Annotated in this window: 24 protein-coding genes and 1 pseudogene; 14 read left to right on the plus strand and 11 right to left on the minus strand. The window is 65.4% G+C overall.

Annotated elements, in window-relative coordinates; genetic code table 11:
* The first annotated feature begins 6 nt into the window (after positions 1-6).
* Entirely contained in the window at positions 7-2,211 is a 2,205-nt protein-coding gene (glgB, locus tag A5785_RS12040; protein ID WP_064866655.1) for a 1,4-alpha-glucan branching protein GlgB, read from the plus strand.
* Here the strand turns inward: glgB and A5785_RS12045 are convergent.
* On the minus strand, positions 2,208-3,080 hold the full coding sequence (locus A5785_RS12045) for an NAD(P)-dependent oxidoreductase (RefSeq protein WP_064866657.1): 873 nt from the start codon (positions 3,078-3,080) through the stop codon (positions 2,208-2,210). The two genes, glgB and A5785_RS12045, sit on opposite strands and share 4 nt — an antisense overlap.
* Before the next feature lie 82 nt (positions 3,081-3,162).
* On the opposite strand from A5785_RS12045, the gene A5785_RS12050 reads away from it, so the two are divergent.
* From A5785_RS12050 to A5785_RS12070, 5 genes are all read left to right on the plus strand, one after another.
* Positions 3,163-3,525, plus strand: coding sequence for a winged helix-turn-helix transcriptional regulator (locus tag A5785_RS12050; protein ID WP_064866659.1), 363 nt, complete (start codon positions 3,163-3,165; stop codon positions 3,523-3,525).
* Between the two features lie 127 nt (positions 3,526-3,652).
* Positions 3,653-3,979: a PadR family transcriptional regulator gene (locus tag A5785_RS12055; RefSeq protein WP_064866661.1), complete on the plus strand. Its 327-nt coding sequence runs from the start codon at positions 3,653-3,655 to the stop codon at positions 3,977-3,979.
* A 5-nt stretch (positions 3,980-3,984) separates the two neighbouring features.
* Positions 3,985-4,341: a DUF1048 domain-containing protein gene (locus A5785_RS12060; RefSeq protein ID WP_231895464.1), complete on the plus strand. Its 357-nt coding sequence runs from the start codon at positions 3,985-3,987 to the stop codon at positions 4,339-4,341.
* Positions 4,338-5,123: an ABC transporter ATP-binding protein gene (locus A5785_RS12065; RefSeq protein WP_064866665.1), complete on the plus strand. Its 786-nt coding sequence runs from the start codon at positions 4,338-4,340 to the stop codon at positions 5,121-5,123. The genes A5785_RS12060 and A5785_RS12065 overlap by 4 nt, the downstream gene beginning before the upstream one ends.
* A complete protein-coding gene (locus A5785_RS12070) occupies positions 5,120-5,881 on the plus strand; it encodes an ABC transporter permease (protein ID WP_064866667.1) in 762 nt (253 codons plus the stop codon). Before A5785_RS12065 ends, A5785_RS12070 begins: the two co-directional genes overlap by 4 nt.
* A gap of 15 nt (positions 5,882-5,896) precedes the next feature.
* Here A5785_RS12070 and trxA read toward each other — a convergent pair whose 3' ends face one another.
* The 5 genes from trxA to A5785_RS12095 form a co-directional block, all read right to left on the minus strand.
* Entirely contained in the window at positions 5,897-6,802 is a 906-nt protein-coding gene (gene trxA, locus A5785_RS12075) for a thioredoxin (protein ID WP_064866669.1), read from the minus strand.
* Positions 6,803-6,888: 86 nt separating this feature from the next.
* Positions 6,889-8,118 (minus strand): MFS transporter, encoded by a 1,230-nt coding sequence (locus A5785_RS12080; protein WP_082946566.1) that lies wholly within the window; start codon positions 8,116-8,118, stop codon positions 6,889-6,891.
* A 31-nt stretch (positions 8,119-8,149) separates the two neighbouring features.
* On the minus strand, positions 8,150-8,455 hold the full coding sequence (locus A5785_RS12085; protein WP_064866673.1) for a thiamine-binding protein: 306 nt from the start codon (positions 8,453-8,455) through the stop codon (positions 8,150-8,152).
* Positions 8,456-8,554: 99 nt separating this feature from the next.
* Positions 8,555-8,923: a DUF3817 domain-containing protein gene (locus A5785_RS12090; protein ID WP_039854076.1), complete on the minus strand. Its 369-nt coding sequence runs from the start codon at positions 8,921-8,923 to the stop codon at positions 8,555-8,557.
* 72 nt (positions 8,924-8,995) lie between these two features.
* Complete coding sequence (locus A5785_RS12095; protein ID WP_064866687.1) at positions 8,996-10,201, minus strand: acetyl-CoA C-acetyltransferase; 1,206 nt, start codon at positions 10,199-10,201, stop codon at positions 8,996-8,998.
* A gap of 79 nt (positions 10,202-10,280) precedes the next feature.
* On the opposite strand from A5785_RS12095, the gene mce reads away from it, so the two are divergent.
* Together mce and A5785_RS12105 are read left to right on the plus strand one after the other, a co-directional pair.
* Positions 10,281-10,823: a methylmalonyl-CoA epimerase gene (mce, locus tag A5785_RS12100; protein WP_005201727.1), complete on the plus strand. Its 543-nt coding sequence runs from the start codon at positions 10,281-10,283 to the stop codon at positions 10,821-10,823.
* Positions 10,824-10,923: 100 nt separating this feature from the next.
* On the plus strand, positions 10,924-11,964 hold the full coding sequence (locus A5785_RS12105) for a hypothetical protein (RefSeq protein ID WP_005201729.1): 1,041 nt from the start codon (positions 10,924-10,926) through the stop codon (positions 11,962-11,964).
* A 12-nt stretch (positions 11,965-11,976) separates the two neighbouring features.
* Here the strand turns inward: A5785_RS12105 and nucS are convergent, their stop codons facing one another.
* The 3 genes from nucS to A5785_RS12120 form a co-directional block, all read right to left on the minus strand.
* A complete protein-coding gene (nucS, locus tag A5785_RS12110; RefSeq protein WP_005201730.1) occupies positions 11,977-12,675 on the minus strand; it encodes an endonuclease NucS in 699 nt (232 codons plus the stop codon).
* 73 nt (positions 12,676-12,748) lie between these two features.
* The gene (gene glsA, locus A5785_RS12115; protein ID WP_039854079.1) at positions 12,749-14,185 is read right to left on the minus strand and encodes a glutaminase A; all 1,437 of its coding nucleotides are present in this window, start codon (positions 14,183-14,185) and stop codon (positions 12,749-12,751) included.
* 39 nt (positions 14,186-14,224) lie between these two features.
* A complete protein-coding gene (locus A5785_RS12120; protein WP_064866675.1) occupies positions 14,225-15,469 on the minus strand; it encodes a helix-turn-helix domain-containing protein in 1,245 nt (414 codons plus the stop codon).
* A gap of 149 nt (positions 15,470-15,618) precedes the next feature.
* Here A5785_RS12120 and A5785_RS12125 point away from each other — a divergent pair, with 149 nt between their 5' ends.
* From A5785_RS12125 to A5785_RS12135, 3 genes are all read left to right on the plus strand, one after another.
* Positions 15,619-17,490, plus strand: coding sequence for an NAD(P)/FAD-dependent oxidoreductase (locus A5785_RS12125; protein WP_005201734.1), 1,872 nt, complete (start codon positions 15,619-15,621; stop codon positions 17,488-17,490).
* 182 nt (positions 17,491-17,672) lie between these two features.
* Positions 17,673-18,551 carry a universal stress protein gene (locus A5785_RS12130; protein ID WP_005201735.1) on the plus strand — a complete coding sequence of 293 codons (879 nt, stop codon included), beginning with the start codon at positions 17,673-17,675 and terminating at the stop codon, positions 18,549-18,551.
* 18 nt (positions 18,552-18,569) lie between these two features.
* A complete protein-coding gene (locus A5785_RS12135; protein ID WP_005201736.1) occupies positions 18,570-20,186 on the plus strand; it encodes an APC family permease in 1,617 nt (538 codons plus the stop codon).
* A gap of 13 nt (positions 20,187-20,199) precedes the next feature.
* Here A5785_RS12135 and A5785_RS12140 read toward each other — a convergent pair whose 3' ends face one another.
* Complete coding sequence (locus A5785_RS12140) at positions 20,200-20,895, minus strand: GntR family transcriptional regulator (RefSeq protein WP_039854092.1); 696 nt, start codon at positions 20,893-20,895, stop codon at positions 20,200-20,202.
* A 162-nt stretch (positions 20,896-21,057) separates the two neighbouring features.
* On the opposite strand from A5785_RS12140, the pseudogene A5785_RS12145 reads away from it, so the two are divergent.
* The 3 genes and pseudogenes from A5785_RS12145 (at position 21,058) to A5785_RS12155 (ending at position 24,794) form a co-directional block, all read left to right on the plus strand.
* Positions 21,058-21,916 (plus strand): annotated as a pseudogene (locus A5785_RS12145) (fumarylacetoacetate hydrolase family protein).
* Between the two features lie 6 nt (positions 21,917-21,922).
* Positions 21,923-22,843: a VOC family protein gene (locus tag A5785_RS12150; RefSeq protein WP_064866677.1), complete on the plus strand. Its 921-nt coding sequence runs from the start codon at positions 21,923-21,925 to the stop codon at positions 22,841-22,843.
* A 91-nt stretch (positions 22,844-22,934) separates the two neighbouring features.
* A complete protein-coding gene (locus A5785_RS12155; protein WP_064866679.1) occupies positions 22,935-24,794 on the plus strand; it encodes an FAD-dependent monooxygenase in 1,860 nt (619 codons plus the stop codon).
* A gap of 186 nt (positions 24,795-24,980) precedes the next feature.
* On the opposite strand, the gene A5785_RS12160 is transcribed toward A5785_RS12155, so the two are convergent.
* The coding region (locus A5785_RS12160; protein ID WP_156528040.1) for an integrase core domain-containing protein at positions 24,981-25,201 on the minus strand (221 nt) is incomplete at its 5' end.

A 25,201-nucleotide genomic window follows, 5' to 3' on the forward strand; every position in this document is an offset into this window, starting at 1 on the left:
CACACCGTGACCAGCACGCAGCCCGATCCCTTCGCTTCCGACCACGACCTCCGACGTCTGATGGCGACGACGCATCCCGACCCGCACTCGTTCCTCGGCGCCCACGACGCCCCCGGGGGTAACACGATCCTGCGGACACTGCGTCCCAATGCGATCTCGGTATCGGCGGTGATCGGCGGCGTCGACTATCCGATGCACCATCAGACCGATGACCTGTTCGTCGTCACCGTGCCGATCACCGACCTCATCGACTACCGCTATCGAGTCGTCTACCCCGACGGGCACGGCGGCACAACAGAATTCGTCGTTGCCGACGGTTATCGGTTCCTCCCGAGCATCGGTGAGCTCGATCTGCATCTGTTCTCCGAGGGCAGGCACGAGGAGCTCTGGAAGGTTCTCGGCGCGCACACCGTCGTCTACACCACGCCAGACGGCGACGTGCCCGGCACGACGTTCTCGGTGTGGGCACCCAACGCGCACGGCGTCGTCGTGATCGGTGATTTCGACGGCTGGAGCGGACGGTCGACGCCCATGCGGTCAATGGGGCCATCGGGCGTGTGGGAGTTGTTCATCCCCGACGTCGGCGAGGGCACGCTGTACAAGTTTCGCATCCACGGCGCCGACGGCACCCTCCACGACAAGGCCGACCCGATGGCCAGGCGCACGGAGGTTCCGCCCGCCACCGCGTCGGTGGTCACGCATTCGGACTTCGTCTGGTCCGACGACGACTGGATCGACCGTCGGATCGAGAGCGAGCCGACACGTGAACCGATGAGCGTGTACGAGGTGCATCTGGGTTCATGGCGCAAGGGGCTCGACTATCGCGAACTCGCTGAGCAACTCGGCGCCTACGTAATCGAGAAGGGCTTCACCCACGTCGAATTCCTCCCCGTCGCAGAGCACCCGTTCGGTGGTTCGTGGGGATATCAGGTCACGTCGTACTACGCACCGACGGCCCGCTTCGGCAAGCCCGACGACTTCCGGTACCTCGTCGACCATCTGCATTCGCTGGGAATCTCGGTGCTCATCGACTGGGTCCCCGCGCACTTCCCCAAGGACGAATGGGCGTTGGCCCGCTTCGACGGCACGCCACTGTATGAGAACGCCGATCCGATGCGGGGCGAGCAGCTCGACTGGGGCACATACGTTTTCGACTTCGGGCGACGCGAAGTGCGCAACTTCCTCGTCGCCAACGCGCTCTATTGGATCGACGAATTCCACGTCGACGGACTGCGCGTCGACGCGGTGGCATCGATGCTCTATCTCGATTACTCGCGGCCGGCGGGCGGCTGGCGACCGAACATCTACGGCGGCAGAGAGAATCTCGAGGCCGTGCAGTTCCTGCAGGAGACCAACGCGACGGTCCACAAGCTCTTCCCGGGCGCGGTGACCGTCGCCGAGGAGTCGACGGCCTGGCCCGGCGTGACGCGCATGACCGACCTCGGCGGACTGGGATTCAGCCTCAAATGGAACATGGGCTGGATGCACGACACGCTGGGGTACCTGGGTCGCGACCAGATCCACCGCAGCTTCCATCACCACGAGATCACGTTCTCGCTGATGTACGCGTGGAGTGAAAACTTCGTGCTCCCGCTCTCACACGACGAGGTGGTGCACGGCAAGGGCACGCTGTGGAGCCGGATGCCCGGCGACTCCTGGACGAAAGCCGCAGGCGTGCGGGTATTCCTCGCATACCAGTGGTCGCACCCCGGAAAGCAACTGCTGTTCATGGGCCAGGAGTTCGGTCAGACCGCCGAGTGGGCCGACAACCGCAGCCTGGATTGGTATCAGCTCCAGGGCTGGGAAGGCGAACTGCACCAAGGGATCTCGGCGCTCACCACCGACCTCAATCGCGTCTACCGCGAACGTCCCGCGCTGTTCACGCAAGACACCGATCCGCAGGGCTACGAATGGATCGACGCGAACGACACCGCGAACAATGTCATCAGCTTCCTGCGATGTGGTTCCGACGGCTCGGTGGTGGCGTGCCTGTTCAATTTCTCCGGAGCCGACCGCAGAGACTACCGAGTGGGACTACCCCGCGCCGGAACCTGGACCGAGATCCTCAACACCGACGCCGCCGCCTACAGCGGCGCGGGTAAGGGCAATCTCGGCGCGGTCGAGGCCGACGGCGAGGGCTGGCACGGGAGGCCGGTCTCGGCGTCGGTCACGATCCCTGCCAACTCGGCAATTTGGCTCGCACCGGCCTAGTGCGCGGCCCGCGCGATCGTCGGAACCAGACGCGACGGCCCGTCGTCGTGGTAGCCGTGGTCGGTAGCGCGTCGGAGTAACGCTTCGACGGAACCAGGGAAACCCGCGTCGATGAAGCGATCCGTGCTGGCGTGGAGGATATGAGTCAGCGTGCTGCGGGCAGACGCGATGGTGGACACATCACCGGGATAGCTGCCGAGCTCAGCATCCTGCGAGATCCCGGCTCCGACCTCCGCGGCCAAATGCACTATCGCGGTCAGCCGCTCGGTGAGGTCGTTCGCGTTGAGCCCTTCGGCTCGTCCGAGGGCGACGGCGTGGCTCCACGCTGTCACCGTGCCCCAGAACGCATCGAGCAGCGCGAGGTCGAGCGCGGCGACAGCGCCGGGATCGTCGCCATGGCGTGCAACCTCGGGCGCGATCACCTCGAGCACCGGGAGGGCTTGCTCATAGATACTCTCGACGCCACCCAGCACCGCCGTCGAGCCGGGCTGCCCCACCAGGACGGAGGGGGTGAGCATCGTTCCACTCAGGTATCGGACACCCTGCTTGGTCATCCAGCCTGCGAGCTCCCGCGCCGAACTCGGGGTGTCGGAGGTGAGGTTCACGACGAGCACGTCCACGCCGGACAGTTCGGCTTGTTCAAGTATGTCGCGCGCAGCGTCGTTGCCCCGCACCGAGATGAGCGCAATGTCGCTGCGACGCAAGGCCTCTCGTGGAGTGGTGGCGACACGCGCACCGAGTTCGGCAAGCGGTGCGGTCTTCTCGGGGGTTCGGTTCCAGACGGTCACCTCGTGGCCTGCTGAGAGTAGAGCGCGGGTGATGGCCTGCCCGATCGGGCCTGCCCCGATCACGGTCACGGTAGAAGTCATGCCTCAACACTCCTGTGCCGCTGCACTTCTCACAAGTACGCACTTTCGCGTTAGGTAGCCACCGAATGGTTAGTATTGGCTGATGTCTGATGCTTCGAGCAAGGGTCCGTTCTCCTGCGGGCTCGACGCGGCGGTTGCGGTGGTCGGCGGAAAGTGGAAGCCGCTGATCCTGTGGGCGCTGCACGAGCGCCCCTGCCGCTTCGGCGAACTGCGGCGCAACGTTTCGGGTGTCAGCGAGAAGATGCTCACCCAGCAATTGCGCGAACTGGAAAGCGACGGCATCGTCCACCGCGAGGTCTACCGGGAAGTGCCACCGCGAGTGGAGTACTCGCTCACTCCGCTGGGACAGTCACTCAACGACGCACTGCTTCCCCTCGGAGACTGGGGCGAAGCCAACCTCGTGACCATCGTCGCCACGCGGCAAACTCCGAGAACTCTCTCGTAGGTTCGACGCCCAGCTACGCACGGCCAGCTCAGAACAGAACTGCAGCCAACTCTTCGAGGCCTCTTGCGATTTAGCTACTCAGCGATACTATGTACTAGTACTCAGTACCACTAGCTAGTGGGGTCGCATGAGCAAACAACTGACCGAAATTCTGAAGGGGACGCTAGAGGGCATCGTTCTGGCGATCCTCAGCCGACGCCCGGCCTACGGATACGAGATCACCACGGCGCTACGCGATCAAGGATTCACCGACATCGCGGAGGGCACGGTGTACGCACTGCTACTCCGCGTCGAGAAGCGAGGCTTTGTCGACGTCGAGAAGGTTCCCTCAGACAAGGGACCGCCGCGAAAAGTCTACTCGCTCAACAACTCCGGCCGGGAGTATCTCGACGAGTTCTGGCGCACCTGGAATTTCCTCACCCAACGGCTCGACCAACTCCAGAAGGGACACTGATGATGATGGGCAAGATCGTCGCAGACAAGAAGCGGTATCGCGCATACAAGGCGCGCAAGCATGCGCTGCCCGACACCTACCGTCGCGCGCTCGACGGCACCGAGCACTACGTCTACTACTTCGCGTCCTCGGACGTCGACGCGTTGATGTCTCTCCTCGAAAACCTTGCCGATCTCTTTGAGCAGTCGTCCGCAGACGGCACCACGATCGCCGACATCGTCGGCGACGACCCGATCGAGTTCGCAGAGGAGTTCCTCCGAAGCTACCCGGAAGCGTCGTGGATCACCAAGGCGCGCAGCCAGTTCCGCAGCGAAGTCGACAAAGCCATCGCCGCCCAGAACGAAGCCGGAGACCACCGGTGAACACCGTCGCTCACACTGAACCCGCCATCTCGGTACGCGGACTCCGCAAGTCGTTCGGCGAGCTCGCGGTTTTGCGCGGCGTCGACTTCGACGTCGACGCCGGGTCGGTCTTCGCCCTCCTAGGTTCGAACGGCGCGGGAAAGACCACCATGATCAGGACGCTCGCCACGCTGAGTCGCGTCGACGACGGCACGGTACGCGTCAACGGACACAATGTCGCGCTCAGCTCCGACGACGTACGGCGATCAATCAGTCTCACCGGCCAGTTCGCAGCCGTGGACGAGATCCTCACCGGCCGCGAGAACCTGATTCTCGTTGCGCGACTACGACATCTGCCCCACCCTGGTGACATAGCCGACGAACTCCTCGAACGATTCTCCCTGACCGACGCCGGCCGCCGCAGAGTCGGCACGTACTCCGGCGGCATGCGCAGGCGTCTGGACATCGCCATGAGCCTGATCGGAGATCCGCTCGTCCTCTTCCTCGACGAACCGACGACCGGCCTGGATCCTCAAGCACGCCAGGAGGTCTGGGAGTCGATAGCCACTCTCGCACGTCGCGGCACCACCGTGCTGCTCACCACCCAATACCTCGAAGAGGCCGAGCAACTCGCCGACCGGATCGCCATCCTTCATCGCGGCCTCATCATCGCCGACGGGACACTCGACGAACTGTCCGCACTTCTCCCTCCCGCTCAGGTCGAGTATGTGGAGAAGCGACCATCCCTCGAAGACATCTTCCTCGCCGTAACCGGTGAGCCGAGCACGAAAGAACATCCATGACAACCACTTTCGTCTCCGATACACGGTTTCTGCTCGGCCGCACCCTCCGTCACGTGACCCGCAGCCCCGATACGGTCATCACCACGGCGATCATGCCGATCGCATTCCTACTGTTGTTCGTGTACGTCCTCGGCGGCGCCATTGAGACCGAATCCGGGTCGTACGTCGACTACCTGCTACCGGGAATTCTGATCGTCACCGTGGCCTCCGGGGTGTCCTACACCGCCTTCCGGCTTTACTCCGACATGAGTGCAGGCATGATCGAGCGTTTTCGCTCGATGCCGATCGCGCGGTCGGCGGCCCTCTGGGCGCACGTGCTCACGTCGTTGCTCGCGAACGCGGCGGCGGTATTGATCGTTGTATGCGTGGCGCTCGCCATCGGATTTCGTTCTGATGCAGGGCTTCTGCCGTGGCTCGCGGTGACGGGCATCCTGCTGGTGTTCACACTCGCTCTGACATGGGTGGCCGTCATCCCCGGGCTCACGGCTCACTCGATCGAAGGGGCGAGCGCATTCTCGTATCCGCTGATCCTGCTGCCGTTCATCAGCTCAGCATTCGTGCCAACTGAATCCATGCCCACACCGGTTCGTGTCTTCGCGGAGAACCAGCCCGTCACGTCGATCGTGGACAGCATCCGGTCACTACTCGCAGAGCAACCGGTCGGTACCGACATATGGATCGCGTTGGGGTGGTGCGTCGGCATCCTCATCGTCGCGAACATCGTCGCAGCCCGCATCTACCGCCGGAAGGTGAACTGACCGCCGATGACCGGCTCAGAACAGCGCGGCAGCCAGCTTTCGACGAGCGGCCACCACGAAGGGCTCGGCAGGGTCGAACAGCTCGAACAGCTCGAGCAGCCGGGTCCGCGCACGCGTGCGGTCGTCGCCGGAGGTCGCCTTCACCACGTCGATGATGCGCGTGAATGCTCCCTCGGGATCCTGACCGAGTAGCAGTACATCCGCAGCCGCGAGCTGAGCGTCGACGTCTGTCGCAGCGGCGTTCTCGACGATCGCCGGGTCATGAGCCTGGGCACGGAGCATGAAGTCGAGGTTGCGCACCAACGATGCGGCCTCGACGTTGTCGGGCTCGGCCTCGGCGATGGCGCGGTAGTCGGCGAGCGCGCCGTCGAAGTCGCCCGCGTTCATCTTGTCCTCGGCGGCGACCATGCGCGGATCGTCGGCGATCTCCTGCTCTGCCTCGGGGGCAGGAGCCCCGGGGAGCGCACCGCCGACCTGGGCGAGGATCTGATCGATCCAGTCGACGATCTCGGCCTCGGGACGGGCGCCGTTGAACGCGGCGACGGGCTGACCAGCGGCGAGTGCGACAACCGTCGGAATCGACTGCACACCGAAGGCCTGCGCGATCTGCGGGTTCGCGTCGACGTCGATCTTGGCGAGCATCCAGGTGCCGCCAGAGGCGTTCGCGAGCTTCTCCAACACAGGCGACAACTGCTTACACGGACCGCACCACTCCGCCCAGAGGTCGACCAGGACAAGCTGTCTCGTCGAACGGGCCAGGACCTCGGTCTCGAAGGTCGCATCCGTCACGTCGATCACGTTGCCGCCGGGCGGCGCCGCTCCAGCGCTGGGCCGCTGGGCCGCTGCGGCAGGTTGACGCGCCTGCGCTCGTTGCGCCTCGGCCTTCTCCTTCAGTGCGGAGAGGTCGACTGCACCTGACATGGCAACTGTCGCGGCGGCTTGCTGACGTGCTGCGGCGCCGGCCTGGGTGCGTGCTGCATTTCCCTGAGGCCTGGGGGTCGGTCGTGTCACCCCTCTAGTGTGTCACGGACGTCCCGACGACTCACCGGTCGTGCAGCCGGACGTACGACCCGTGCTGCCACCAACGCGAAGACAAGCGCACCGATGACGGGTGTCAGGCCGACCGACACCCCCGAGTGACCCGCGATGAACCCGACGATCGCGGGTCCCGACAGCATTCCGAGGTAGCCGCAGCCGACGACGGTAGAGATGGCACGTCCGCTCGACGACGTCGTGAGATTGCCTGCAGCCGTGAAGATCTGCGGGATCAGCCCGGCGAGACCGACGCCGAAGATGGTCCAGCCGACGATTGCGATGACCGGTTCGGGAGCGAGAATCGCCAGGGTGATTCCACAGATGCCGAGCGCCGAACCCACCCGCACCACCCAGACGGGGCCGAGCCGCGCAGCGATCGGGTCGATGCCGAAGCGGGCGATCGTCATCGCGGCACTGAACGCCCCGAACGCCACAGCGCCGACCGCGTCACGCGTACCGAAATCCTCGACGATCTGCAGCGCACTCCAGTCGTATGCCGTTCCCTCGGCCAGCATGAGTGCGAACGCCACGGCCGCGAGGATTGCCAGTCGACGCAGGTCCAGTCCGTGCCACCAACGCGCGCCTGTCGTCGACGCATCGTCGTCTGTCGGCCCACCTGCGTCCGACGCCGAGGCCGCTTCGATCAATCCCCCACCATCCGGCGCGACCAGCGAGCGAGCACACACCGCGACCAGCACCAGCCCGAGTAGCGCCGACACCCCGACTGTCGCAACGACGCCGACCTGCGCCCACAACGTCGCGGCGACGACGAGCGACCCGGCAAGGCCGCCGAGCGAGAAGAATCCGTGAAACGACGACATGATCGGGCGGCGATAAGCCCGTTCAACCGCGACAGCCTGGGCGTTCATCGAGACGTCGAGGCTGCCGTTGACGAACCCGAAGAGCACGAGCGCGACGGCGAGCTGACCGGTATTCGACGCCACCGCGGGCCCGATCATGACCGGACACAGCAGCGTCGCCGCGACCAAAGTCGTGGTGCGCGAACCGTATCTGTCGAGAGCATGCCCGCTGACCTGCATGCCGACGAACGCCGAGCCGCCGAGCAACAGCAGAAGCCCACCGAGTTGCTCGTGCGACGTCCCCGTGTGTGCGGTGATGACGGGAATGTGGGCAACCCACAGCGCTGCGAGAAAGCCGTTCAGACAGAAGATCGCCGAGACCGCACCGCGCGCACGCGTCAGCGTGGATCGTCGAGCAGGCGCGCGGGCCGAGTCAGGACAGATGTCGCATCACCCGGTCGACCTTGCCGGTCAGTTCGTCGGTGTGGCCGGGGCGGATGTCGGCCTTGATGACGAGGCCCACACGCGGGGCGAGTTCGCCGACCGCGTCGGTGGCGCGTTTGATCACGTCCATCACCGCGTCCCAGTCGCCCTCGACGTAGGTGAACATCGCGGTGGTCTGGTGCGGAAGACCTGATTCGCGCACCACCCGCACGGCCGCCGCGACGGCTTCGCTCATGCCGCCGTCGTCGCCGACGGCGTCGCCACCCGACGGTGTGAGACTGAATGCGGCGATCATGGTCGGCTCCTCTGCAAGTGATGCGGAATCGGAAGCGACCAGGGTCGCTTACCGGGAAGTCAGGCCGCGTACTGGGACATCAGGCCGCGTACTGGGACATCAGGCCGCGTACTGGGGCGTCGACTCGGCGTCGACCTGCCCCGACAGCTCGGCCAGGTGCCCGTTGCGGCGTGCCCACCACTCGAACACCAGCGTGCCGAACGGCGGGATGCTGGAGATCAGCGCGAGCGCGGTAACCGAGAGGCTCCACCGCAACGACACCGCGGTGACGATCGAGATCAGAACGAAGACGACGAAGACGATGCCGTGCACCATGCCGGGAACCGCGACGGCCTCGGTGTACCCGAGCACCCACTTGAAGAACATCGCCACCAACAGCGCGGCCCAGGTGATTGCCTCGAGTACGGCGACGAACCGGAAACGCTTGGCCGGGGTGGACAGGTCGAAGAATTGCCTCATATAACCCATTGTGCCTGACACGGATGCCTACTACGACAGGGCGTAGTAGGCATCCGTGATCACGAACGTGGTGAAGTTTCCTCAGGCCTTGGGCACGCGAATGATGAGCGCGTCACCCTGACCGCCCGCGCCGCAGAGCGCAGCAACACCGACGCCCCCGCCCCGACGCTGCAGTTCCAGCGCGAGGTGCAGCGTGATGCGTGCTCCGGACGTCCCGATGGGATGGCCGATCGCGATGGCCCCACCGTTGACGTTGACGATGTCGGGGTTGATGCCGAGCGCCTTGGTCGAGGCCAGTCCGACCGCGGCGAACGCCTCGTTGATCTCAACGAGGTCGAGATCGGCTGGCGTGATTCCCGCTCGCGCACAAGCCTTTTCGATGGCGTTGGCCGGCTGGAGCTGCAGCGAGGAGTCGGGGCCCGCAACCACTCCGTGCGGACCGATCTCGGCGAGCGGGGTCAGGCCGAGTTCTGCGGCCTTCGCCTTGCTCATCACGACGACGGCGGCGCCGCCGTCGGAGATCTGTGACGAGTTGCCCGCGGTGATGGTGCCGTCCTTGCGGAATGCCGGGCGCAGTCCCGCGAGAGTATCGGCAGTGGTGTCGGCGCGAATACCCTCGTCCTCGGAGAATTCGATCGGGTCGCCCTTGCGCTGCGGGATGCTCACGGGAACGACCTCGTCGGCGAAGAGTCCGTTCTTCCACGCGGTCGCGGCGAGCTGGTGGCTACGCGCGGCGAACTCGTCCTGCTCGGCGCGGGTGAAGCCACCGGTGTCGTTGCCCTGCTCGGTCAGCGCACCCATCGGCTGATCGGTGAAGGCGTCGTAGAGGCCGTCGAATGCGGTGTGGTCCACGAGCTCGGTGTTGCCGTACTTGAATCCGCTGCGGCTTCCCGGCAGCAGGTGCGGCGCCTGGGTCATGGACTCCTGGCCACCGGCCACGACGCACTCGAACTCACCGGCACGGATGAGCTGGTCGGCCAGCGCGATCGAGTCGATGCCGGACAAGCACATCTTGTTGATGGTCAGCGCGGGAACGTCCCACCCGATTCCGGCTTTCACCGATGTCTGGCGTGCGGGCATCTGTCCCGCGCCTGCGGTGAGCACCTGGCCCATGATCACGTAGTCGACAGCCGACGCCGGGACGCCTCCGCGTTCGAGCGCAGCCTTGATGGCGATCGCACCGAGATCGACACCGCTGAAACCCTTCAGCGAGCCGAGGAGCCGACCGAACGGCGTGCGCGCGCCGGCGACGATCACCGACGTCGCCTGATCTGTTGCCGGGGACATGAGGACCTCCAAGTACTGGGCAGCGACCAACCGAGCGGTCGCTCTGTTCGTATGACGCCTTAAACGTTACCTTTATCGCATGACGCCCTCATCATCCGTGCCCCCCGTCGAATCGGCAGTTGCATCTGATTCCGAAACCGCAGCCGCGGTCGGCTCCGCCGGCGCGACGGCACTCATCTCCGACCTTGTGGTGGCCATCGACCACGTCGGTATCGCGGTGCCCGATCTCGACGCCGCGAAGCAGTGGTACGCCGACCATCTGGGCTTCGTCACCCTGCACCAGGAGAAGAACGAGGAGCAGGGCGTCGAGGAGGCGATGATCGGACCCGCGGACTCGGGCACAGGCGCGGTCATCCAACTGCTCGCACCGGCGTCCGAGTCGTCGACGATCGCCAAGTTCCTCGATCGCAATGGACCAGGCTTGCAGCAGCTCGCCGTACGGGTCACCGACGTCGACGAGGTGGTGTCCCGCCTGACGTCCGCAGGGGTCCGCGTTCTGTATCCGGAGGCGCGACGCGGCACGGCCGACTCGCGAATCAACTTCGTTCATCCGAAGGATGCTGGCGGCGTGCTGCTCGAGCTCGTCGAACCCGCGGCCGACCACAGCGCTTCGACGCACTGACCCGCGCACTTCCGCGTCCACGGCAAATATTTGCCGAGGCGCACACGCGCTCGTACCAGACACAGCACCGCCACAGCACGGCCGACTAGACTGTCGAACCATGTCGAGCCAGGCTCCGAGGCAGCAACTCCCGTTCGCCGTCGTCATGCGCGGATACGATCGCGAGCAGGTCGCCGAGCGTTTCCGACGCATCGACGCCGACCTGCGAGTCCTCGCCGCCGACCGCGACGCCGCGACCGCCAACGCGCAAGAACTCGCCGCGCATCTGCACGAGGCCCGCGCGACGATCGAGGAACTCCGCCGCGAGGTCGACACCCTGTCTGTGCCACCCACGACGGCCCAGGGCATGAGCGAACGATTGAGTCGCATGCTGCAGCTCGCGTCCGACGAGGCGTCGGAGATGCGCGCAGAAGCAGGCGCCGAGGCCGCCGAGACGGTGTCGGTGGCGCGTCAGGAAGCAGCGGAACTCGGCAAGAACTCACGTGAAGATGCCGACCGAATCCTGTCCGAGGCACAGGCCAGGGCTGAATCGATCGTGGCTGACGCCGAGAACAAGGCGTCCGGCATCGTCGCCGAGGCGGAACAGCACGCATCTGACCTACGCACCGACGCGGAGTCGATCCACGCCAAGGCAAAGGCCGACGCCGCGGAGTCGGACCGGTTGTGCAGCGAACGCGCAGCGGCGATGGAAGCCGAGCACACGGCGACGATGAACGCGGCACGTACCCAGGCCTCCCAACTGGTCGCCAAGGCTCATGCGGACGCCGACGAACTGGCGCGACAGAGCAAGCAGACGCGCACCGAGGAACGCCGCCACCACGACATGACCCTCGCCGAGGAGCGTCGACAAGCATTGGCCGAGGCCAAGCAGATTCGCGACACCGCCCGCGACATCGCCATCGAGCGACTGGCGGGCGCCCGCAATCTCTCGGCGAAGGCCGACGACGCGCGCACGCAGGTCCTTGAGGAGTTCGAGGAGATCCGCAAGAAGCTCAACGAGATCCAGCGCGAGTTCGACACGTTCCCCGACACGCTGCGTCCTGCCGAAGACATCGACTACACGTCGTTGTCGGATGCCGACGACTCCGAACTGCTCAACCGGATACTGTCCGAGCGCGCCCGCTTCAGCACGGGCGACTGACGCCGCGGCGCCTCAGAACAACCGGAACTCGGTACTCTCCGCTCCCCGCAGAGCGTCGTAATCCAGGACGACGCAACGGATTCCGCGGTCGGTCGCCAGCGTGCGCGCCTGTGGTTTGATCTGCTGGGCCGCGAAGACGCCACTGACGGGTGCGAGCAACGGATCGCGGTTGAGGAGTTCGAGGTAACGGGTCAGTTGTTCGACGCCGTCGATCTCGCCGCGACGTTTGATCTCGACGGCGACGGTCGCACCCTGCGCATCCCTGCACAGAATGTCGACGGGCCCGATTGCCGTCATGTACTCGCGCCTGATCAGCGTGTGACCGGGTCCGAGCGTCTCGACGTGCTCGGCGAGCAACTCCTGCAGGTGCGCCTCGACGCCGTCCTTGACCAGGCCGGGATCGATGCCCAGTTCATGCGACGAGTCGTGCTCTATCGACGCGAGCGTGATGCGCAGCTCCTCGCCGGCCTTGTTGGTCACCACCCAGTACGCCTCGACCGACTCATGCAGCGCTGCGACCTCGTCGGGAACCTGCGCCTCGGTCAACCAGCAGGGCGGACTCATCCAGTTCAGCGGTTTGTAGGCGCGATCGTCGGCATGCACGCTCACCGAGCCGTCGGACTTGATGAGCAGCAACCGTTTGGCCATGGGCAGATGAGCCGTCAGTCGGCCGACGTAGTCCACTTGGCATTCCGCGATCACCAGACGCACACCGGGCAGCTTATCGGCCGCGCGCGTTGACCAACACGACCCCCGACCCCCGGCGAGCCACCACGGCGCCGCGTCAGGCGTTGCGGTAGTGCTTCAGCAGGAACTGTTCGGCGTCGTCGACGGCGTCGGCCATGGACGAGTGCACGTGCGGGAGCGTGGGATCGAGTCCCTGCAACTGGGCCGGTACGGCGAGGTTGTGGACGAAGGAGTCCGACCGGTGTCGCTCGACACTCGCGCGCACCTCGCCGTCGGGGTCGACGAGAATGATGCGTTTACCGTTGTCGTCGGCCGAGTTCTTGACGGCGAGCATCATCGTGCGGGCAACCGGATCGATCACCCCGACACGCGAGATCTCGATGATCACGACGTCGACACGCTCGATGTCCTCCTCGACGCGCCGCAGTGCGCTCTCCGCGCTGCCGAACGTCAGGTCGCCCTGCAACTCGTACACTCGGACACGGTCGCGGCAGGTGCGCAGGAAGCTGCGCTCCTCCTCCGTCCAGTCGTCGCCGACGGAGAAGTCGGCGATGTCGTAGGTCGCTCTGATCGCGACCCGGTTCTCGCGGGTCACGTTGAACATGTGGAGCCCGAGGTCGGTCGACAGGTGCTCGCACGTGTCGACGCCGCGCACGCTGTTGCCGTGCTCATCAAGTCGAGGCGAGTAGACACCGATGCCCAGCTGGCCGGGCAGCACCGCCAGGATGCCGCCTCCCACACCACTTTTCGCAGGCATTCCGACTGCCGTCACCCAGTCGCCCGCGGCGTCGTACATGCCGCACGTGGTCATCACGCTCAGCAACCGCTGTGCGACCTCCTGGCTGAACACTCGCCGTCCCGTGCGCGGGTTGGCCCCACCGCAGGCGATCGTCGTACCCATGACGGCGAGGTCGCTGGTGGTGACATCGATCGCGCACTGACGAAAATAGAGCGCGATCGCGGCGTCGGGGTGGGTGTCGAGTCCGCCGAAGCTGTCGAGCATGTAGGCGATCGCGCGGTTACGCGACCCAGTCGCCGCCTCCGACTCGAAGACGCTCTCGTTCAGGGTCAACTGTCGTCCCGCGCATGCCGAGTAGAAGGCGAGGATCTCCTCGAAGGTCTTCTCCACGACATCGGGATCGACGTCGCGAACCGGCGGAAGGAGCAACGACGATGCGACGATCGCACCCGCGTTGATCATCGCGTTCTTGGGACGCCGGCGCGAGTCGACGCTGATCTGGTTGAACGCCTCACCCGACGGCTCGACACCGATCTTCGCGTCGACCTCCGTCGGGCCCAATCGGCTCAGCGCCATCGCGTAGGTCAGCGGCTTGGACACCGACTGGATGGTGAACGCGGTCCCCGAGTCACCGAGCGAGTAGAGATAGCCGTCGTGCATGGCGACCGAGAGCCCGTAGCCGTCGGGATCAACCGCCGCGAGTTCGGGGATGTAGTCGGCCACCTCCCCCGTCCGATCGTCCACGCAGTCGGACATGATCTTGCGAAGGTAGCCATCCACATGCGAAATCGTCACGCACCGACCGTAACCCGCGGAGGTTCACGGGTCGAGGATTCACCGGTCGAGTGACCGCGCCGAGTCGTCGACAGACGTGATGTCGACGCCTGGGGCGAACCGGTACGGATTCGCGCTGAGCACGCCGCCGAGACTCCTTCGCAGACGCGACATCTCGGCACGCACGGTCACGGTGCGGTCGTCGGTGCCGAAGAGTTGCTCCGACATCGCGGCTGCACTCAACCCGTCGGGGTGGGCGGCGAGCAACGCCAGAATCTCCGCGTGCCGCGGCGACGGACGGTGGGTCCACGAGCCCGTCGCGCCCGATACCCGCACTGTCGGCGGGTGATCGCCTGCGAGATCGAGTTCGACGAGTGTCGTCGTCGGGTCGCGGTCGTCGGCGACGCGCACGAGCCATCCACCGGGCAACGGTTCGAACTCGCACGCGCCCAGCGCGTGCAACCACGCGCGCCCGGGTTGCGGGCTTCGCGGTAGTGCCAGTCGCGAGCACGGTGCAACCGAGTCGACCGCCGCCACCCAACCGTCGGCGTCGACGGCGAGCGCAGGCCCGGACGAACGCGCGAGGATCGGAGCCGCGATCGCCCTCAGCTCGTCGAGCCTGCGTCGATGATGTTCGCGCAGTTGAGATTCGGCGAGTTTCGCAACTGCACTCACGAGCGCCAGCGTCGTCGGGTGAATGGTTGCGGCAGGGCCACTGACGTCGACGACGCCGAGCACCGCATCCGTTCTCGGGTCGCGGATCGGCGCACCCGTGCACGTCCAGGTGTGGTGTGTTCGAACGAAGTGCTCGGCGGAGAAAACCTGCACGGGGCCTCCGGACATCAACGCGGTTCCAATGGCGTTGGTGCCGACGGACCGCTCTCCCCAATCCGCGCCCTCGACGAATCCGAGACGATCTGCCCGGTGCAACACGCGGGTCTGACCTCCGCGCCAGAGGACGTGTCCCGCGGCGTCGGCGATCACGAGAATGTTGTCGCCGTCGGCGATCACGGCGTCGAGTCTGCCGGTCAGATCGTCGAGAACGAGTGTCAGCGGCGACTGTGCACGACGCGCCTCGAGGTCTGCGGCACCGATGAGATTCTCCGCGCTGCCGCGCTCCGGGTCGACACCCGCGTGCAGGACTCGTCGCCAGGACTCGCCGATCACGTCGCGCGGACGCGCCGGCGGGCGATTGCCCGACATCGCGGCGTCGTACACGGCGGCGAGGACGGCGGCATAGTGCCGCGGGTCGTCGCCCGCGCCGACTGCGGGCTCGCCCGCTCTGGCTGGTGATGTAGCGGTCATCACCAGAGATTGTGCTCCCGATCACAGTCGGACCGCAAAGAACTCCGCGGATGCAACCCGCTGCAACCCTTGCCCACCCCACCCACTCCCGAGTGTGCTGTGCATCACACCCGCCGGGCCCAACGGACCGGCAGAGATGAGGAGAAGCAATGACTCAGACGCTTGAACCCCATACGTCCACGCCGACCACCGGACGAGACGAGACGACCCATCGGACACCGGCCGAACGCGTCGACCGCTGGCTCGCCGACTTCGAATCGGCACTTCGATCACGCGACATCGCCGCGGCGACCTCGATGTTCGCGACCGACTGCTACTGGCGTGACCTCGTGGCCTTCACGTGGAATCTCAAAACCGTCGAGGGGCGCGAGCAGCTCGCGGACATGCTCACAGCGCGCCTCGACGACACCGACCCGGAGTCGTTCACCGCCACCGAGACCCCGACCGAGGACGACGGCGTGGTGACCGCGTTTCTCGAGTTCGAGACCGCAACGGGTCGCGGCGAAGGCTTGCTGCGGCTCCGACGGACGGCCGACGGTGACGACGACCGCGACGAGGCCTGGACACTGCTCACCACCCTCCAGGAACTGACGGGGTACGAGGAGCGCCGCGGCGCGAGCAGAGTGCTGGGCGCGGTACACGGGTCCGAGCCCGACGCACGGTCGTGGGCCGAACGCCGCGAGGCCGAGGAGGCGGAGCTCGGTCGATCGAGCCAGCCCTATGTGCTCGTCGTCGGCGGCGGCCAGGGTGGCATCGCGCTCGGTGCGCGGCTGCGGCAACTCGGCGTTCCGTCGATCGTCGTCGACAGTCACGACCGACCGGGCGACCAGTGGCGCGGACGGTACAAGACGCTGTGTCTGCACGATCCGGTCTGGTACGACCACCTGCCCTACCTCCCCTTCCCCGAGAACTGGCCCGTCTTCGCGCCCAAGGACAAAATCGGCGACTGGCTCGAGTTCTATACGCGCGTCATGGAGGTTCCCTATTGGTCGAAGACCACCTGCACGTCGGCGAGCTACGACGAGCAGGCCGGACACTGGACCGTCGAGGTCGATCGCGACGGGGAGCACCTCACACTCACCCCGACCCAGCTCGTCCTCGCGACCGGAATGTCGGGCAAGCCCAACGTCCCGTCCTTCTCCGGCCAGGACGTGTTCGCCGGCGAGCAGCACCACTCGAGTCAGCACCCGGGACCCGACGGCTTCGCGGGCAAACGCGTCGTCGTGGTCGGTGCCAACAACTCGGCACACGACATCTGTAAAGCGTTGGTGGAGAACGGGATCGACACCACGATGATCCAGCGATCGTCGACACACATCGTGAAGTCGGACTCACTCATGGAGATCGGCCTCGGTGCGCTCTACAGCGAGCAGGCAGTGGCGTCGGGCATGACGACGAAGAAGGCCGACCTCACGTTCGCCTCGCTGCCCTACCGGATCATGCACGAGTTCCAGATCCCGCTCTACGACCAGATCCGTGAGCGCGACAAGGACTTCTACGCTCGGCTTGAAGCTGCGGGATTCGACCTCGACTTCGGCGACGACGACTCGGGACTGTTCATGAAGTACCTGCGTCGCGGCTCGGGCTACTACATTGACGTCGGTGCGTGCGAGCTGGTCGCCGACGGCACCATCAAGCTCGCTCACGGACAGGTCGATCACCTCACCGAGAACTCCGTGGTGCTCGCCGACGGCACAGAGCTTCCGGCAGACGTCGTGGTCTACGCAACCGGGTACGGCTCGATGAACGGATGGGCGGCCGACCTGATCGGTCAGGATGTCGCCGATCGGGTGGGCAAGGTGTGGGGACTCGGCTCCGACACCACCAAGGACCCCGGGCCATGGGAGGGCGAGCAACGCAACATGTGGAAGCCGACCCAACAGCCGGGCCTGTGGTTCCACGGCGGCAACCTGCACCAGTCCCGCCACTACTCGCTGTACCTCGCGCTGCAACTCAAGGCGCGTTTCGAGGGCATCGACACCCCCGTCTACGACCTGCAGGAGGTCCACCACCTGAGCTGACGAGTCGTCGAGTCCCTCCGTTTGACTGGCCAGAATGTCCTGCGTACCTCTTGGGCGCAGGACATTCTGGCCAGTGCGCCCGGAAGTGGCCCAGCGCACAGTGAGTCCACTGCCGTGAATCTCGAACCGCTCGTACCCTGCTGGCGCCACCCTCCCGAGCCGACCGAACGGAGCGCATCACCATGACCAACCCCAGGCCCAACCTGCTGGTCGCCTACCTCGCAACCCCCGGCGGCGAGGATGCACTGGCCTTGGGCGCACAGTTGGCCCAATCCTTCGACGCCGACCTGAAGATCTGTCTGGTGGTGCCGCCGTCCACACCGGCCGAACAGGCCGTGGCGCCGGGCGACTTCCAGGAGATCCTGGACAGACAGGCCGCGACCTGGCTCGACGAAGCGCTGCGCACATTGCCCGACGGTGTCGACGGCGAAGGCTATGTCGCCGAGTATGAGAACGCCGCGGAGGGCCTGTCGATCGAGGCGACACGGCTGAACTCGTCGATGATCGTCGTCGGCGGGTCCGGAGGCGGAATCCTCGGGCGTCACACGCTCGGTTCCGTTGTGACCGATCTCGTGCACACCTCGGGCACCCCGGTTGCGGTGACTCCCCGGGGCCTACGCGAAATCGTCTCGCCGGTTACGCGCATCACGTGCGCGGTGGGTCGACGACCGGGCGTCGAAGCGCTGTTGCAGGCGGCGACGCGGGCGTGCACGGCCGCCGACGTCCCGCTCCGATTGTTGTCGCTGCTGCCCGTCGACGACGGCCTCTCGAGCGATCCGACGAAGGATTCCGAGGCCCGCCGCGTGGTGAACGAGCACCTCGAACGCACTGTCGCCGCAGCGCGTGCCGACCTGCCGGACGGGCATCCGGTCACCACCGCCATCGCGACCGGCAAGACCGTCGAAGATGCTGCGGCGTCGCTGGATTGGGAACCGGGCGACCTCATCTATGTCGGTTCGAGCCGACTCGCGCAGCCATTCCACCTGTTCCTCGGGTCCACCGCGGCCAAGATGCTGCGGGTGCTCGCCGTTCCCATGATCGTCGTCCCCCGCGGCGCCTGACACCGGAGATCTGCAGAGATGAGTTCGTCCCCATCGTCGCCAACCGAATCGCCCGACCCTGCGCCGTCCACCCCGAGCACGTCCGACCCGAACACGTCTGACCCAGGCGCGTCGAACCCTGTCACCATCGAAACGAACAGCAAGGGACTCGCGTCGGGGAAGGTAGGGGTGTTCTCGGGCGCCGTCCTCGGGATTTCGACGGTGGCCCCCGGCTACACGCTCACCGCGAGCATCGGACTGATCGTCGCGGCGGTCGGCCTCAAGATGCCCGCGATCTTCATCGCCGGTTTCATCCCGATGTTCCTCACCGCATACGCCTACCGGGAACTCAACAAGGACACCCCCGACTGCGGAGCGTCGTTCACCTGGTCCACCAAGGCATTCGGACCGTACGTGGGCTGGATGTGCGGCTGGGGAATGGTCGTGGCGACCATCATCGTGTTGTCGAATCTCGCGGCGATCGGCGTGCAGTTCTTCTACCTGATCATCGCCCAGATCTTCGACAAGCCGTCGATCGCCGATCTCGGCACCAACAAGCTCGTGAACATCGTGACGACGCTGGTGCTCCTCGCGATAGCCACGTGGGTATCGATGCGCGGGATCACCACGAGCGAACGACTTCAGTACGTACTGGTCGGTTTTCAGCTCATCGTGTTGTTCGCGTTCGCCATCATCGCGTTCGTCAAAGTCGCCGACGGATCCGCGCCCGCGGGACTACATTTCGACATCGACTGGTTCAATCCGTTTACCGGGCTGACCATCTCCGCCTTCGCGGTCGGGCTCACCGGATCGATCTTCGCCTTCTGGGGTTGGGACACCTGCCTCACGCTCGGCGAGGAATCCAAAGATCCCAAACGCACCCCGGGGCGTGCCGGGCTGCTGTGCGTGATGTCGATCCTCCTCACCTATCTGCTCGTGGCGGTCGCGGTGATGATGTATGCGGGCGTCGGCACCGACGGGGTCGGGTTGGGCAACGAGAACAACGCCGAGAATGTCTTTGGCGCACTGGCCGATCCGATCCTGGGACGATGGGGCGGCGTCCTGCTGTTCGCCGCAATCCTGGTCTCGTCGATCGCCAGCCTGCAGACAACCTTCCTGCCTGTCGCGCGCACCATGCTCGCCATGGGCAGCTACGGAGCTTTTCCGAAGAAGGTCGCCGAGATCAGCCCGCGCTTCCTGTCACCGTCGTTCGCGGCGCTCGTCGCCGGCATCGTCACAGCGGTCTTCTACACGGCGGTGACACTCCTGTCCGAGCGCACTTTGATCGACACCATCGCAGCGCTGGGCATCATGATCTGCTGGTACTACGGCATCACGGCGTTCGCGTGCGTCTGGTACATCCGTCGCGAGCTCTTCTCATCCGTGCACAACTTCTTCTTCAAGTTCTTGTTCCCGCTGTTGGGCGGTGCCGCACTGATCGTGGTGTTCGTCATCTCGGTCGGCGAGAGCATGAATCCCGACAACGGTAGTGGCGCTTCGATATTCGGCGTCGGACTTGTCTTCTACATCGGTTTCGGATTGCTGGTGCTCGGACTCTTCGTGATGCTCTACCTACGCATGCGACAGCCGGCGTTCTTCCGGGGCGAAACGCTTCCCCGCTCGCTGCCCGTCTCGTCGGACGCAGACAGCGGCTAGGTGTCGAGAGCGGTCACAGGGTGACGGCGCTGTGCACGGCGATGTCGCTCTCGACGAGCAACTCCGTGGTGTGCGCGATGTGATCGCGCAGCGCGGTCACTGCGCCGTCGGCGTCGCGCGCGAGCGCCAACTCCATCATTCGACGATGCTCGCCGTCGAGATCGCGATTCTTCTCCCGACCCAGGGGCTGCGACCACCGGCGATAGAGCTCGGCCTCGTCGCGCAGCCCGTTGGCCAACTGTAGGAGCTTCTTGTTCCCACACCCGTCGAGCAGTGCGCGGTGAAACGCCGCGTGCGCCAAGGCCCAGTCATCGGTCACGCGGACCGGATCGTCGTCGGTGAGGTAGCGCGTACCGACCATACGGTGATGAGCAGCGACGACCGATGACTCCCATGCGAGGTCGCCGTCGCCGATGGCACGGCCGAACACCAGTCCCTCGAGTTCGAGGCGCGCGTCTGTCAGCTCACGTAGACGAGGAATGGAAATCTCGGTGACCGCGTACCCGACGTTGGGTTCGTTGGTGACGAGCCCCTCCAGTGACAACCGAGTGAGTGCCTCGCGAATCACACTCATGCTCGCATCACATTCCGCGGCGAGCGCCCCGAACTTCAGTCGGTCCCCCGGCAGATAACGGCCGCCGAGGATCTCGCCGCGCAACTGCGCGTAGACGAGGTCGCCTCGCGTCTGCTTCGCCTTCGCTGTTGCCATGGTCACAACCATAACCCACTTTTATCCGCATCAGTGTCTGATCGACATATTTTCGAAAATAACCTGCACTGACGAATATGAGGGAGTAGACCAGAGGTGAGTGACTGTGACACCGATCACCTCCTGGCATCGATGCGCAGCAATACGAGGAAGTGAGCGATCATGCGTCTGGGAGTTCTCGAGAAGCGCGCTGTGCTGGTCGACAGCGGACACCGGCTGGCAATCGACGTCGCCGAGGCCAGCGACGGACGGTTCGGTCCGTCGATCACCGCGATCTACGACGTCTGGGACGATTTCGCCGCCTGGGCTCGTGACATCGACCCCACCAACGGCAGCGTCTTCGATGCCACGCTGGAGAATCCGATTCCCGAGCCCGCGCAGGTCTTCGCCATCGGCCTCAACTACGCCGAGCACGCAGCGGAGTCGAAGTACGACGTCCCCGACTTCCCGCCCGTGTTCACCAAGTACCGCACGTCGCTTGCCGGTCCGGTCGGCGTCGTCGAATTGACGGGCCCCAAGATCGACTGGGAGGTCGAGTTGGTCGCGGTGATCGGCCGTGCGGCGCATCGTGTCAGCGAAGCCGACGGTTGGGATCATGTGGCGGGACTGACCATCGGCCAGGACATCTCCGACCGCGAAACCCAATTCAACGCGCACCCACCCCAGTTCAGTCAGTCTCGGCAAGTCGTACCCGGGGTACGCCCCGATGGGACCGGTCGTCGTCACGCCGGACGAGTTCGCCGACCGCGACGACCTCGAGCTCAGTTGCGACGTCAACGGAGAACAGATGCAGAAGGGCCGGACGTCGGAAATGATCTTCTCTGTCCCGCAACTGGTCTCGCGTCTGTCGCACATCACGCCGCTCCTCCCGGGCGACATCATCTTCACGGGCACACCATCCGGCGTCGGCATGGGCAGAACGCCGCAGCGATTCCTCACCGACGGCGACGTCCTCACCTCTCGGATCGCCGACATCGGCGAGATCGAGCAGCGCTTCGTCGCCACGGCAGAGACACGGTGATCGACGATGCCATTGCACAGGCTCGCATCGGTCACGATGGGCGTACCGAATGTCGATGACACACTCGCCTACTACACGGAATTCGGACTGACGCCGACCTCGGACGGCTGGTTGTCGACCACCGAGGGTGGCGAACAGCTGCGGATCGTCGCCGCGCCGACGCGTCGACTGCTCGAACTGTCGGTCGGCGTTGACGATCTCGACGACATCGACCGCATCCACCACGAACTCGTCTCGAAAGGCTTTCTCGCGCAACGGCACGGCGACGAGGTGACCGCCCACGAACCGGTCGCCGATCTCCGCGCCACCGTGCGAGTCCTGCCGAGACTGAATCAACAGCGTGTCGAACCGACTCCGTACAACGGCCCCGGCCGCATCGAACGGTACGGCCGCGCACCCGGCGTGATGCGCGACTACGCGATCAAGCCGCACAAGCTCGGACACGCGGTGCTCGGTTCCACCGACTACGTGGCGACCTGCCGATTCTTCGTCGACGGACTCGGCTTCAAGATCAGCGACCACATCAAGGGGCACGGGTCGTTCCTGCGCTGCTCACAAGACCACCACAACATCCTCGTCATGAACTCACCGGTGACCTACCTGCACCACACCTCATGGCAGGTCGACGATATCGACGACGTCGGGCGCGGCGCCGCTGCGATGCTCGAGGGCAACCCCGAACGCCACGTATGGGGGCTCGGCCGACACCACGCGGGCTCGAACTTCTTCTGGTATCTGAAGGATCCGGCAGGCAACTTCTCCGAGTACTACTCCGACATGGATTGCATCCCCGACGATGCGCTGTGGACGCCGGAAGACCTCGAAGGCGCACGCGGACTGTTCAATTGGGGACCGCCACCTCCCCCGAGTTTCCTCGCTCCCGAGGACCTGGCCGCGATGATGACCGGCGCACACTCGACCAACTGACGCCCGACACTCCCGCTCGAATAACTCCCCAAACCCCTTATCCACCCCCTCCGGCACGACGCCGGCACTTCGACCATGGAGGTCGACTCCGATGGAAACCGTCACCACAGATGTCCTCATCGTCGGCGCAGGGCCGGCTGGCCTGACCGCAGCAGCACTGCTCGCCAAGTACGGCGTCAGGGCTCTGACCGTCAGCCGCTACTCCGGCACCGCGAACTCACCACGCGCCCACATCACCAATCAGGGTGCGATGGAGGTCTTCCGCGACCTCGGCATCGACGACCGCGTGCGCGCCGCTGCCGTGCCGAACGAGTACATGGGCAACAACGTCTGGGCGACAAGCTTTGCGGGGACCGAGATCGCCCGGCTGAAGTCATGGGGTTCGGGGACGCTGCGGCACGCCGACTACGAGGTATCGAGCCCGACGGAGATGTGCAACATTCCGCAACACATCCTCGAACCGATACTGCTGCAGGCGGCGCGCGAGTTCGGCGCGGAGATCAGGTTCAGCACGGAGGCCGTCTCGCTGACCGACACCGGCGATCACGTCGAGGCCATCGTGCGCGAACGCACGACAGGCGTCGAGTATCGGGTACGCGCCAAGTATGTGATCGGCGCCGACGGCGGCCGTTCGACGGTCGCGCAGCAGATGGAGTTCCCGCTGCGCGGAGAGATGGGCCTCGGTGCCGCCATGAACATCTGGCTCGAAGCAGACCTCACCCAGTACACCGCCCATCGCCCTGGAACGCTCTACTGGATGGCGCAGCCCGGCAACGACTACTGGGTCGGCAGCGGCACGTGGATCTGCGTGAAGCCGTGGACGGAATGGGTGCTGCTGTGCATGTACAACCCCGAGGACGGCGAACCCGACACGTCCGAGGAGGCGGTCATCGAGCGGGCCCGCACCACCATCGGCGACGACTCGATCGACATCCGGATCAAGGCCGTCAGCAAATGGCAGATCAACCACGTCATCGCCGACACGTTCAGCAAGGGTCGGGTGTTCCTCGCAGGCGACGCCGCTCACCGGCACCCGCCTGCGAACGGTCTCGGCACCAACACCTCGGTGCAGGACTCCTTCAACCTCGCGTGGAAGCTCCCGATGGTGCTGCGTGGCGACGCCGAACCTGCACTCCTCGACACCTACACCCAGGAGCGCCAACCCGTCGGAGAACAGGTCGTTGATCGCGCGATGGAGAGCGTGCGCAACATGCTGCCGATCTCGCAGGCCTTGGGCTTCGAGCCCGGACAGTCCGCGGAGGACGGTTGGAAGATGCTCGACGAGTTGTTCTCCGGGACCGACCGTGGCGCGCAGCGACGCCGCGAACTCGACAGTGCCGTCGCGCTGCAGAACTATCAGTTCAACGCGCACGGAGTCGAACTGGGACAACGCTATTCGTCGACGTGCATCGTCGATGACGGCACCGATTACCCCGAGAATGTCCGCGACGCAGAGCTCTACTACCAGCCGACGACGCATCCGGGAGCGCGCCTACCCCACGCGTGGGTCGAGCAGGGTCGACGCCGCGTCTCGACCGTCGACATCACGGGGCACGGCGCGCTCACACTGATCATCGGGGAGAACGGCGACGACTGGCGTGCCGCAGCGGCACAGGTGGCACAGGAATTCGGGATCGAACTCGACGTGCGGGCCGTCGGCGTCGGTTGTGAGTACCACGACGTCCTGCGGGAATGGACACAGCAGCGCGAGGTGGGCGCCGACGGTGCGCTACTCGTCCGACCCGACCATCACGTCGCGTGGCGCAGCGTGGCGATGGTCGACGATCCGGTCTCGACTCTCCGCGCAGCGCTCAGCACGGTACTTGCCAGGAATGCACCTGCCAACGCCGCGCCGATAGCCCCGCAGACGGAGACGGTCGCCCCTCGGGACGACGCCGCGGAAGCCGTCACGGTCGGGAGCCGAGCACCGCTCGGTGCCGGTTCGAACTGAACCGGTTCGTCACCCCGCTCGATCGACGAGAACATCACGCGCCGGTGACACTTTGCCTTCAGCAGTTGCGGCGCGTGGGACAGAAGTGTTCAGTGTTACTACTGTGACTAAAGTTGTTCGCAAGCTCTTGGCAGGTCCCCGATAACCGGTCCAGGCAGTTCTAGAGCCAGTTCCTTGTTGTGATCGTCAGTCGATCTCGCAGCCCACGGGGTGATGTTGGTGGGTGCATCGGGCAGCGTACTCGGCCGGGGTTCGGTAACGCAGTGCTGAGTGCCGGTGTCGGTGGTTGTGGTCGTCTTTGAAATCCTCGATGACCACGCGGGCCTCGAGCAGGGTGGGCCAGCAGTTGCGGTTCAAGCACTCGTCGCGCAGCCGGTTGTTGAACGACTCGATGAACCCGTTGTTCC

The sequence above is a fragment of the Gordonia sp. 852002-50395_SCH5434458 genome, assembly GCF_001665905.1.
In the GTDB taxonomy this organism is placed as follows: domain Bacteria; phylum Actinomycetota; class Actinomycetes; order Mycobacteriales; family Mycobacteriaceae; genus Gordonia; species Gordonia jacobaea.